This is a genomic window from Flavobacterium bizetiae (assembly GCF_024271895.1).
GTDB lineage: Bacteria > Bacteroidota > Bacteroidia > Flavobacteriales > Flavobacteriaceae > Flavobacterium > Flavobacterium bizetiae.
The window spans coordinates 2,178,097-2,190,798 of record NZ_CP091861.1; the positions used below are offsets into that span (position 1 = coordinate 2,178,097).

The window sequence follows — 12,702 nt, forward strand, 5'->3', positions numbered from 1 at the left end:
TTATTTTTTGAAATTTTCTATTTTATTTATAAATCGAATTGTTTGATTTTTCTATACAAAGTACGTTCAGAGATGCCTAATTCATCAGCGGCAGCTTTTCGTTTTCCTTTATTTTTTTCTAATGATTTTTTGATCATTTCGATTTCTTTTTGTTCTAAACGCAAAACCTCTTCTTCTTCAATGGTTTCAGCAAACAAATAGTTGTCGTCCTGCATTTGGTAATTGTCTTCACGCGTTGCAGGCGTCATAACAGCGGTTCTAGGTTCCTCTTCAAAATCTATTTCGCTTTCGTTTTCCTGAGAACCATATATTTTCTGAATCAAATTAGGATTGATGTCCTGTACTTTAGTACCGTTTTTCATCAATTCTAAAGTAAGTTTTTTTAGATCATTAAGATCACTTTTCATATCAAAAAGCACTTTGTACAGAATGTCTCTTTCAGTACTAAAATCACTTTCTTTTTTCTTATCGCTAATTACAGATGGTAAATTAGTGCCTTCAGTAGGCAAATACGATTGTAAAGTTGCTAACGAAATATCACGATTGGTTTCTAAAACAGAAATTTGTTCGGCTACATTTCGCAGCTGGCGAATGTTTCCGTTCCATCTGAATTTTTGTAAAAGTTGCACCGCATCATCGTCTAATTTCAACGGAGGCATTTTGTATTTGTGTGCAAAATCAGCAACAAATTTTCTGAATAACAAATGAATGTCTTCATTTCTTTCACGCAATGGCGGCAAAGTAATTTCGACAGTTGTTAAACGATAGTACAAATCCTCACGAAACTTTCCTTTTTCAATAGCATTGAATAAGTTTACGTTTGTTGCTGCTACGATTCTAACATTTGTTTTCTGAACCTGAGACGAACCTACTTTTATAAATTCACCGTTTTCAAGTACACGAAGCAAACGAACCTGAGTTGTAAGCGGTAATTCACCAACTTCATCAAGAAAAATAGTTCCGCCATCGGCTACTTCAAAATAACCTTCACGTGTACTTGTAGCACCTGTAAAAGCACCTTTTTCGTGTCCAAAAAGCTCACTGTCGATAGTTCCTTCCGGAATTGCACCACAGTTTACCGCAATATATTTACCATGCTTTCTGTGCGAAAGCGAATGTATTATTCTTGGAATGTTTTCTTTACCAACACCACTTTCCCCAGTTACCATTACCGATATATCAGTAGGAGCAACCTGAATCGCTTTTTCGATGGCACGATTTAATTTCGGATCATTTCCAATAATTTCAAATCGCTGTTTTATTGCTTGAACTGTTTCCATTTATGTTTTTTATCTTTTGCCACGAATTACACAAATTTTCACAAATTTTTTAAATCGGGCTAATGAATAACTCTTTTATGTTGTAGTGACTTTTTATTAAAGTTAACAATAATTCCTAGATCACTATCAGCTAGTCTTAAATAATTAATTGTTTGAGCCGTATGTTCATCTATAATGTCTTTTGATGCTTTTACTTCTAAAATAATTTCATCATAAATAACAAAATCAGCATAAAACTTATGTGCTAAAACAATGTCTTTGTATTTAATGCTATATTCTTTTTCACGTTGAAACGGAATATTGTGTTTTTTAAATTCATATTCTAAAGCATCTTTGTAAACAATTTCAAGCAGACCTCCGCCAAGAATTCTATGAATTTCCATGCAAATGCCAACTATTTTAAAATACTCTTCTTTTCTATATAATTCCATGTTTGTGTTTTTATACAAACATATTGAATTATTAAATAAAGTAAGAAAATTAGTGTGAATTAGTGAAATTCGTGGCAAAAAAACTTTAATTCATGCTACTCAATCCAACCGCTTCACCCTTCAAAGTTCCACTAGTACAACTTGTAATTTTTACGTTTACAAAATCCCCAATCTTATAATTCTCTTTAGGGAAAACTACCGTAATACTTTGAGAGTTTCTCCCTGAAAATTCCTCGGTCGATTTTTTAGACACTTTTTCTACTAAAACTTCAACAACTTGTCCAACAAATTCTTCGCTTCTAAACCAAGCGTGTTTTTGTTGTAAATCGACAATTTCCTGTAATCTTCTCGCTTTAGTTTCTTCCGGAACATCATCTTCCATTTTTCTTCCAGCTAAAGTTCCCGGACGCTCAGAATACGAATACATATAACCAAAATTATATTTTACATATTCCATTAAGCTCATGGTATCTTGATGATCTTGCTCTGTTTCTGTTGGGAAACCGGCAATCATATCTTGCGAAATCGAAGCATTCGGAATAATAGCATTAATTTTATCAATCAAAGCCATATATTCTTCACGAGTATGCAAACGATTCATTTCTTTTAGAATTCTGTTACTTCCAGACTGAACCGGTAAGTGAATGTGTTTACAAATATTTGGATATTTGGCAATAACATGCAAGATACTTTCGTGCATATCCTGCGGATTAGAAGTCGAAAATCGAATACGCATTTTAGGAAAACCAACAGCAACCATTTCAAGCAATTGATCAAAATCGACCGCTGTAGCTTTTTGCATTTCAGTAGCATTTACGAAATCTTTTTTCAAACCGCCGCCGTACCAAAGGTAACTATCAACGTTTTGACCTAAAAGCGTAATTTCTTTAAAGCCTTTATCCCATAAATCCTGAATCTCCTTCATAATACTTTGAGGCTCACGACTACGCTCACGACCACGAGTAAAAGGGACAACGCAAAAAGTACACATATTATCGCAACCACGAGTAATCGAAACCAGCGCCGTAATTCCGTTACTCATCAAACGAACCGGTGAAATATCTCCGTAAGTTTCCTCTTTTGACAAAACCACATTAATAGCATCACGACCATCTTCAACTTCCGCCAATAAATTAGGCAAATCTTTGTAAGCATCAGGTCCCACAACAAGATCAACTATCTTTTCTTCCTCTAGAAACTGACTTTTCAAACGCTCAGCCATACAGCCCAAAACGCCCACTTTCATCTTTGGGTTAGTACGTTTTACCGCATTATATTTTTCAAGACGTTTACGAATAGTTTGTTCCGCCTTGTCTCGAATCGAGCAGGTGTTTACCAGGACTAAATCAGCGTCTTCAAGGGTTTGTGTAGTATTATATCCGTTTATTGATAAAATGGAAGCTACGACTTCACTGTCCGAAAAATTCATCGCACAACCGTAACTTTCTATAAAAAGTTTTTTCGTATTCTCAGGTTTATTCTCCAAAACAAGACTTTCGCCCTGTTTGCTTTCTTCAATAATCTTTTCCATTGTATAAATTCAAAGTGCAAAGATAACGCAAATGTGATCAATATGACAAGATGGCAGAGAAAAGATTTTAGATTTTAGAGTAAAGATTATTGGAATTTTAGATTTTAGAGTTCAGATTTTAGATTGTTGGAACCAACAAAGAATAAGGGAATCTAAAATCTAAAATAATAATAGCCACAGATTAAAAAGATTGGATTGATTCTCAAAGCTTTGCGAACTTCGCCTGAAATATTCAGCTCAATCTAACTTTGTGAACTTTGCGTAAAACTTTGCGAACTCTGCGGTTAAATTTTTAGTATTTGTTTTTTAAGTAGCTATTCCGGCTTTCCACTACAAGTCCTTATAAAAACCGCAAAGTTTCTAATGTTTTAAAAAGAGCTTCCGTTGGTCGCTTTTTTAAAACAAGAAACTTTTGCAGTTTTTACTCCGGGCTTTTCGCTGCAATCCGGGCTATTAATCCGGCGTAAAAAAGAACATTTAGAGGCTATAAACCTTTAAAAATTATACCTATATATATTATAGGTAGGAATACAGATAAATCTTCATTTTAAAGAAACATAATATTAAAATAACTCAAAAATCAATTCGCAAGGCTGATATTTAAAAAAAATAGATACTTTTGTTGCAGAAAAATAGAGCAATGGCAAAGAATTTAGTAATAGTGGAGTCACCTGCAAAGGCGAAAACAATCGAGAAATTTCTGGGAAGTGATTTTCAAGTAGAGTCAAGTTACGGACATATAGCAGATTTACCATCAAAGGAAATAGGAGTAGATGTAGAGAATGGTTTTAAACCCAAATACGAAGTTTCTCCGGATAAGAAAGCCTTGGTAAGCAAATTGAAAACACTATCTAAGAATGCCGAAATGGTTTGGCTGGCGAGCGATGAGGACCGCGAGGGTGAGGCTATTTCATGGCACCTGGCGGAAGAATTAAAACTAGATACTAAAAAAACAAAGCGAATTGTTTTTCACGAGATTACAAAAACTGCGATTCTTAAAGCAATCGAGAATCCTAGAGAAATAGATTATAATTTAGTAAACGCACAACAAGCACGTCGTGTATTAGACCGTTTAGTAGGTTACGAATTATCTCCTGTTTTATGGAGAAAAATTAAAGGAGGATTATCTGCTGGTCGTGTGCAATCAGTTTCAGTACGCTTAATTGTTGAGAGAGAACGCGAAATCCAAAACTTTAATGCAGTTGCGAGTTATTCTATCGTAGCAGAATTTGTTAATGAAGCCGGAAAAACTTTCAAAGCCAAATTACCAAAGAACTTCAATACAAAAAAAGAAGCCGAAGATTTTTTAAATCAAAACATCGGATCACAATATAAGGTAGCCGATTTAGAAACTAAACCTACCAAAAAATCACCAACAGCACCATTTACAACTTCTACCTTGCAACAAGAAGCAGCTAGAAAATTGTATTTACCGGTTGGTATTACCATGCAGCTTGCACAACGTTTATACGAGGCCGGACTTATCACTTATATGAGAACCGATAGTGTAAACCTTTCTAAAGATGCGATGGATGCCGCTGAAGCTGAAATCATAAAATCATACGGAAAAGAATTCTCGAAACCGAGAGTTTTTGCAAACAAAAGCAAAGGAGCACAAGAAGCGCACGAAGCAATTCGTCCGACTGATATGTCACGTCACACCGTAAATATCGATCGGGATCAGGCACGTTTATATGATTTGATCTGGAAAAGAACATTGGCTTCTCAAATGAGCGATGCGCAATTAGAAAGAACAAACGTAAAAATCGAAGCAAACAATCACAGCGAAATTTTTACAGCTTCTGGAGAAGTTTTACTTTTTGAAGGTTTCCTAAAAGTTTATTTAGAAGGTCATGATGACGACGAGGAAGAACAAGAAGGAATGTTGCCTGCTTTAAAAGTAAACGAAAAATTAGTTAACAATTATATCACAGCAACCGAAAGATATTCAAGACCGCCGGCTCGTTATACAGAGGCTTCTTTGGTAAAAAAATTAGAAGAACTAGGAATCGGACGTCCGTCTACTTACGCTCCAACTATTTCAACTATCATCAACAGAAACTATGTAGAAAAAGGAACTCTTGAAGGTCAGGAACGTAATTATACCCAACTTACTTTGCAAGCCAATAAGGTAGGAGAGAAGTTGCTAAAAGAAAATACAGGTTCAGATAAAGGAAAATTAGTTCCAACAGATATTGGTACAATCGTTACTGATTTCTTAGTGAAGAATTTCGGAAACATTCTGGATTATAATTTTACTGCAAAAGTAGAACAAGATTTTGATGAGATTGCCGAAGGAAATATAGACTGGGCAATCATGATGCAGGAATTCTACAATAAATTTCACCCAAATGTAAAAGAGGTTGAAGCAAATGCAGAACGCGAAAGCGGAGAAAGAATCCTTGGTAAAGATGCTGACGGAAGACAAGTTTCTGTTCGTTTGGGAAAATTTGGACCAATGGCTCAAATTGGAGAAGCAGATGACGAAGATAAAAAATTCGCCAGTTTAATGGCCGATCAAAATATCGGAAACATTACACTTGAGGAAGCTTTGAATTTATTTTTATTGCCTAAAAATTTAGGAGAATATAAAGGAGAAGAAGTGGAAGTAAGTAATGGTCGTTATGGTCCTTATGTACGTCACGGAAGTGTTTTTATTTCTTTGCCAAAAGGAGAAGATCCGTTAAGCCTTTCAAAAGAAAGAGCACAGGGATTAATTGATGAAAAAGCAATTGCCGATGCTCCTATTGCAGTTTACAAAGGTGAGGGTGTTCAAAAAGGTGTGGGACGTTTTGGTCCTTTCATCAAATGGAACGGAATTTTCATTAACGTAAGTAAAAAATACAATTTCGATAATTTATCACAACAGGAAATCGAAGAGTTGATTGAGGATAAATTACAGAAAAATATAGATAAAGTACTTCACAATTGGGAAGACGAAGGAATTTTGGTTGAAAAAGCGCGTTGGGGTCGTTCGGTTATTACAAAAGGTAAAATCAAAATTGAACTAAGTAAAGATGTTGATGCAACAAAATTAACATTGGCTCAGGTTCAGGAAATGATTGCCGCTAAAATACCTGCAAAAAAGACACCGGCAAAAAAGGCTACAACAGCAAAAAAAGCAACAACCGCTAAGAAAGCTCCAGCTAAAAAAACAGCTGCTAAAAAGAAATAATAAATGGAATTTGATTTTCTAGAACCAGTTAATGAAGGAATTTTAAAATTCATTAGTTCGTTGTCTTCGCAAGAATTGGGTAGCAAGATTGTTTTGCATACTCAGGATCAGTTTCCTGATATTAGTAAAATTACAATTGCAATAGTAGGTGTTCTGGAAGACCGCCGAAATAGTAATGTAATTAACGAAGTCAACTTAAATGCAGTTCGTAAAAAACTGTATAATATGTTTCCTGGTAATTGGGATGCTTCAATTGCAGACCTGGGAGATATCCTTCCGGGTGACTCTGTAGAGGATACTTACTTTGCTCTAAAAAAAGTAACTTCTACCTTAATAAAGAATAAAGTGATTCCTATAGTTATAGGAGGTTCGCAGGATTTGACCTATGCATTATATCGCGCTTACGACGATTTAGAGCAAATGGTAAACATGGTTGCTGTAGATAATAAGTTTGATTTTGGTAAAGAAAACGAAACCGTTTCGGCTAATTCTTACCTGACTAAAATTATTATCGATGAGCCTAATAATCTTTTTAACTACTGTAATATAGGATATCAAACCTATTATAACTCTCAGGAAGAAATCGATTTGATCGAAAAATTATTCTTTGATGCGTATCGTTTGGGAGAAATTTCAAATAAGATTGCATTGGCAGAGCCGGTTTTTCGCGATGCAGATTTAGTAAGTATCGATCTTAATTCAGTAAAGTCATCAGCGTCAGCGAATATGGTTTCTTTTGAACCAAATGGATTCAACGGAAAAGAAATTTGTTCATTGGCCAGATACGCCGGAATTAGTGATAAAGTTTCTTGTTTTGGAGTTTTTAATCATAATAGTACAGCTCCTGAAGCAGGTATTATTGCACAAATAGTTTGGTATTTTATAGAAGGATATCATTATCGATCAAAAGAATATCCGTTTGGTAGTCGGGCAACGTATTTAAAATATATTGTTCCGCTTGAAGATGAAGAATTGGTCTTTTATAAAAGTGATAAAACAGACCGTTGGTGGATCGAAATTCCGTTCGAATCAAACGGGCACAATAAATTGAAAAGAAATACGTTATTACCGTGTTCGTACGACGAATATTTGAGTGCTTGTAATCAGGAATTGCCTGAAAGATGGTGGAAAGCGCAACGAAAAAATGCTTTATAAATTAAAATTTTAACGAAAATTGTAGTTTTTTTTAGGTTTGAAAAAAATGTTAAAATATATTGGCAAGAAAATAAATACAAAGTATAAAATTTAACGTTTTACGTCGATTTTTTCTGTTAGTTTATCGATGAAATATTTTTTTTTTATTTTATTTAACATTATTTTTGAACGGTAAAATAAATTTCGCAACTAGTATTGTTTTTTAGATAAATAATAAATACGTTTACGGACTTATAATAATGAATAGATAATCCCAAATTTATATGAAGAAGTTTATTGCATTTGCAGCAATGTTAACACTGGTAATTGGCTGTGGTAAGTCAGGAGACAAAGGTGAGTTAGTTGGTGTTACAGGAGGGAAATGGCATCCTGAAAAGCCTTATGGAATGACGTTAGTTCCGGGTGGATCTTTTATTATGGGTAAATCAGATGCTGATTTAGCTAATGTTGAAGATGCTCCTACTAAAACAGTAACCGTTCGTTCATTTTATATGGATGAAACAGAGATTACTAACAGCGAGTACCGTCAATTTGTAGAATGGGTAAAAGATTCTACAATGAGAGTTCGTTTAGCAATCTTAGCTGATGAAACCGGACAAAAATCTACCGGAGACAAAGGTAAAAAAGGTGGAAGTATTGCAGATTATGCATTTAATGATTCAGAGCCGGACAAAATGACGGCATATGATAAATACATGTATGATAATTACTATAGTGTAGGAACAAAAGATGATCCTTATGCTGGTAGAAAATTAAATAAAAAAGTTAAGTTAATTAAAGATACTAAAGCTTATCCGGATGAGTATTATGCTGAAGTAATGGACTCTATGTATTTGCCAATTGAAGAATCATACAATGGTTTAAGAACAATTGATGTAAATAAATTGAAGTTCCGTTATTCTTGGATGGATATTCAGGCAGCTGCAAAAGCCAAAGTTGGAAAAAGAAAAGATTTCGTTAAAACAGAACAAGTAAGTGTTTATCCTGATACAACAGTTTGGATTAAAGATTTTGCTTACTCTTATAATGAGCCAATGCACAATGATTATTTCTGGCACAAAGCTTACGGAGATTATCCTGTAGTTGGTGTAACATGGAAACAAGCTAAAGCATTTTGTGCTTGGAGAACTTTAAACAAAAACAGCTATATCAAATCTAAGAAAAAAGGACGTGATTTAGTAAATGCATTCAGATTGCCTACAGAGGCAGAATGGGAGTATGCTGCAAGAGGAGGTCTGGAATCTGCTACTTACCCTTGGGGAGGTCCTTATACTAAAAGTGACAGAGGTTGTTTCTTAGCAAACTTTAAACCAAGTAGAGGAGATTATGCTGCTGATGAAGCTTTGTATACAGTTGAAGCAAAATCATATGAAGTAAACGGTTACGGATTGTACAACATGGCAGGAAACGTTTCAGAGTGGACAGATTCAGCTTATAATCCAAATGCTTACGAATATGTTTCAACAATGAATCCTAACGTAATTGACGGAAACAATCAAAGAAAAGTGGTTCGTGGAGGTTCTTGGAAAGATGTTGCTTATTTCCTACAGGTAAGTACTCGTGACCACGAATATGCAGATTCAGCAAGAAGTTATATTGGTTTCAGAACTGTACAAGATTACATGGGAACTCAAACAACAGGAAGCGGAAAAAGAAGTAAATAATAATTAAATTCAAATTCAAATAACCAAATCAAATCTATTTTAAATTAAAACCTAAAAAAAAGTATTATGGCATTATTAAGTAAAAAAACAATGAATTTCGCTTATGGTATGGGAGCGGCAGTAGTAATCATCGGTGCACTTTTTAAATTGCAACACTGGCAAGGTGCTAGTATCATGTTGATTATTGGTCTTGGTGTGGAAGCGTTTATTTTTGCATTGTCTGCTTTTGATCCTGTTGATGATGAATTAGACTGGACTCTTGTTTACCCGGAATTAGCTAATGGTCAGGCTAGAAAAAAATCGGATAAAGTTGAAACTCCTGTTGATGCTCAGGGATTATTGTCACAAAAATTAGATGTAATGTTGAAAGAAGCTAAAATTGACGGTGAGTTAATGGCAAGCTTAGGAAACAGCATCAAAAACTTCGAAGGAGCTGCAAAAGCAATTTCTCCAACAGTAGATTCTATTGCAGGACAAAAGAAATATGCTGAAGAAATGTCTATGGCTGCTGCACAAATGGAATCATTAAACAGCTTATATAAAGTACAATTAGAAAGTGCTTCAAGAAATGCACAAGCAAATAGCGAAATCGCTGAAAATGCTTCTAAATTAAAAGAACAAATGCAATCTATGACTGCAAACATTGCTTCATTAAACAGTGTTTACGGTGGTATGCTTTCTGCAATGAGTAACAAAGGATAATTAGTTTTTGACTATTATATTAAATTTATTAATAAAGAACTAATTAGAAAAAATGGCAGGAGGAAAATTAACCCCTAGACAGAAGATGGTGAACCTGATGTATCTGGTTTTCATCGCAATGTTAGCAATGAATATGTCAAAAGAAGTTTTATCTGCTTTTGGCTTAATGAATGAAAAATTCGAAAGCGCAAATAAATCATCAGAAGAAAGTAATGCTTCAATGCTTACTTCTTTAGACCAAAAAGCTGCTGAAGCAAAAGGAGAGTTCGTTAAAGCTTCTGAAACAGCACACAAAGTAGAAGGAATTACTAAAGATTTTTACGCTTACATTGGTACTTTAAAAACAGATGTTGTTAAAGGATTTGAAGTAGATAAAGAGACAGGTAAATTGCCTTACGAAGCTATGGATAAAGGAGACAATATCGATAGTTGGTTTAAAGGAGAAGGATACAGTGCTAAAGGAACTGAGATTATCTCTAAAATCGAAAAATACAAAGCTGATATTAAAGCAGCTTTAGGAACTGACAAGAAATATTCTGCAATTGTTTCGGAAATTGAGAAAAAATTTGATGTTTCTGACGTTAAAAATAAAGATGGAGTAAAAGATAAATATTTATCTTACCACTTTAAAGGATTTCCTGCTGTAGCATCAGTTGCAAAACTTTCAGCTTGGCAAAATGATGTTAAAAAAGCAGAATCTGATGTATACAGTGCTGCATTAGGAAAAGCGGCTGTAGCTGCTGCTTCTTACAGTAACTATCAAGCAATTGTTGTTTTAGATAAAAATGCTTATTTCCAAGGAGAAAAAGTAACTGGTAAAGTAGTTTTAGGTCGTTATGACGAAAATACAAAACCAACTTCTTTCCAAGGTCCTGGACAAATCGTAAACGGACAAGCTGTTATTTCATTAACTGCAGGTGGAGTAGGTGAGCAAACTATTAATGGACAATTTACATTCTTAGAAGACGGAAAAAATATTCCACTTAAATTTGCTGGAAATTACGTTGTAGTTCCAAGACCAAACTCTGCTACTATTTCTGCTGATAAAATGAATGTTGTTTATAGAGGAGTTGTTAACCCAATCTCTGTATCATTCGCAGGTGTTGCTGACAACAAAGTTGTTGCAAGTGCGCCAGGATTATCTTCAGCTGGTAAACCAGGTAAATATAACATGAGCCCGGGTTCTGGTAATGAAGCTACAATTTCTGTGACAGGTACATTACCAAACGGCGATAAAGTTTCAGATAAGAAAACATTTAGAATTAAAGGTATTCCTGGACCAACTGGTACAATTAGAGGTGAGCAAGGTGTTGTTAAAGGACCTAAATCTAACTTAGAAGTTGCTACTATTGGAGCTAAATTAAACGACTTTGATTTTGAAGTTGGTTTAGATGTTGTTGGATTTAATATGAAAATTGCTGGACAACCTACTGTTGTTGTTACTGGTAACAGATTAAATGCACAATGTAAACAAGTACTTTCAAGAGCTGGAAAAGGAGATCAGGTTACTATTTCTGAAATTAAAACTAAACTTGTTGGGGCTGGTAGTTACTTATTGCCAAGAACTGCTCCGGTAATTTTTGAAATACTATAATAAAAGTAGGTAAACCTACATTCAATATTTTATAATAATACCACGATGAAAGTAAGAAATTTTTTAATAGCTATTGTTTCTATCGCTGGAGGTTTTTCTTCTTATGCGCAATCTAATTTGCTAAATGCGAAAACACCTGCTCAGATAGGACTTAAAACTCCTGCGCAACTTATCTCAGATAACGATAAACCTTTGGCTTATGGTTATGTAGATGATAGAGACATCTTGATGGGAAAAACGACTTGGGAGATCATTGATTTAAATGAAAAAATCAATTTTCCAATGTACTTTCCGGTAGATACGGCTAATATTGGTTCTGATAGACGTTCTCTTTACGACGTTTTGACGAAAGCTGTTAAAAACGGCAAAATAACTGAAGTATATAGCGACAGTTATTTCAATACTAAAAAATCTTTGAAAGACATTCAAGGTGCATTATCTCGTATTGATACAACAGATGCTGGTAGAGAGTTAATTAACCAATACCCTGATGACTACAAATCACGTGTTGTGAAGAAAAAAGTAGTAACGGGTACTGGTAAAAAGAAAGTTGTTTCTTATGTTGAGGAAACAGTTGGTCCGACTAGATCTGTACCGGCTGAATATATCCTTAAACAAGACTTAACAGCAGCAGATGTTACACAATATAAAATTAAAGGATACTGGTATTTTGACAAACGTCAGAGTGAACTGAAATATCGTTTATTAGGAATTTGTCCTGTAACTCCGGATGTTTATACAATGAATAGTGACGAGAAAGATTATATCGAGTTATTTTGGGTTTTCTTCCCTAATGCCAGAGAAGCATTGCACGAAGCAAAAGCATTTAACGACAGTAACTCTGCTCTTCCAATTTCATTCGATCAAATCTTAAATTCAAGACGTTTTAATGCAGTTGTTTATAAAGAAGAAAACTTGTACGGAGATCGTGAGATCAAAGATTACATGAAAGATAACGCACAAAACCAATTGTTAGAATCTGAAAGAGTAAAAGAGAAGATTCGTAACTTCGAACAAGATATGTGGAACTACTAAGTATCTAAAATACATTATAAGAAAAGCTCTTATTGCCTGGCAATAAGAGCTTTTTTATTTGGTTGAAGTCTGTAAAGTAATTTGTAGAATTATTCATTTTAAAAAATGTAATAAAGTATGAAGTGTTATGGTTAT

9 protein-coding genes are annotated in these 12,702 nt (G+C 34.4%); 6 read left to right on the forward strand and 3 right to left on the reverse strand.

Translation table 11 applies throughout. From position 1 onward, the window contains the following. Positions 1-26 precede the first annotated feature (26 nt). The 3 genes from L0669_RS09630 to miaB all read right to left on the reverse strand — a co-directional run bounded on the left by L0669_RS09630 (position 27) and on the right by miaB (position 3,242). Positions 27-1,280, reverse strand: coding sequence for a sigma-54 interaction domain-containing protein (locus L0669_RS09630; RefSeq protein WP_173972041.1), 1,254 nt, complete (start codon positions 1,278-1,280; stop codon positions 27-29). 59 nt (positions 1,281-1,339) lie between these two features. Then, positions 1,340-1,711, reverse strand: coding sequence for a GxxExxY protein (locus L0669_RS09635; protein WP_263763062.1), 372 nt, complete (start codon positions 1,709-1,711; stop codon positions 1,340-1,342). Between the two features lie 85 nt (positions 1,712-1,796). Next, complete coding sequence (gene miaB, locus L0669_RS09640) at positions 1,797-3,242, reverse strand: tRNA (N6-isopentenyl adenosine(37)-C2)-methylthiotransferase MiaB (protein ID WP_263763064.1); 1,446 nt, start codon at positions 3,240-3,242, stop codon at positions 1,797-1,799. 640 nt (positions 3,243-3,882) lie between these two features. Between miaB and topA the strand changes: the two genes are divergently transcribed. The 6 genes from topA to porN all read left to right on the forward strand — a co-directional run bounded on the left by topA (position 3,883) and on the right by porN (position 12,567). Then, entirely contained in the window at positions 3,883-6,417 is a 2,535-nt protein-coding gene (gene topA, locus L0669_RS09645) for a type I DNA topoisomerase (RefSeq protein ID WP_263763067.1), read from the forward strand. Positions 6,418-6,420: 3 nt separating this feature from the next. Then, positions 6,421-7,572, forward strand: a complete 1,152-nt coding sequence (locus L0669_RS09650; RefSeq protein ID WP_263763069.1) for a formimidoylglutamase — start codon at positions 6,421-6,423, stop codon at positions 7,570-7,572. Positions 7,573-7,835: 263 nt separating this feature from the next. Next, on the forward strand, positions 7,836-9,236 hold the full coding sequence (porK, locus tag L0669_RS09655) for a T9SS ring complex lipoprotein PorK/GldK (protein ID WP_173972037.1): 1,401 nt from the start codon (positions 7,836-7,838) through the stop codon (positions 9,234-9,236). A gap of 66 nt (positions 9,237-9,302) precedes the next feature. Continuing rightward, a complete protein-coding gene (gene porL / locus L0669_RS09660; protein ID WP_263763071.1) occupies positions 9,303-9,938 on the forward strand; it encodes a type IX secretion system motor protein PorL/GldL in 636 nt (211 codons plus the stop codon). A gap of 52 nt (positions 9,939-9,990) precedes the next feature. Then, positions 9,991-11,532, forward strand: coding sequence for a type IX secretion system motor protein PorM/GldM (gene porM / locus L0669_RS09665; RefSeq protein ID WP_263763073.1), 1,542 nt, complete (start codon positions 9,991-9,993; stop codon positions 11,530-11,532). A gap of 45 nt (positions 11,533-11,577) precedes the next feature. Continuing rightward, positions 11,578-12,567 (forward strand): type IX secretion system ring subunit PorN/GldN, encoded by a 990-nt coding sequence (gene porN, locus L0669_RS09670; protein WP_173972034.1) that lies wholly within the window; start codon positions 11,578-11,580, stop codon positions 12,565-12,567. The last annotated feature ends 135 nt before the right edge of the window (positions 12,568-12,702 follow it).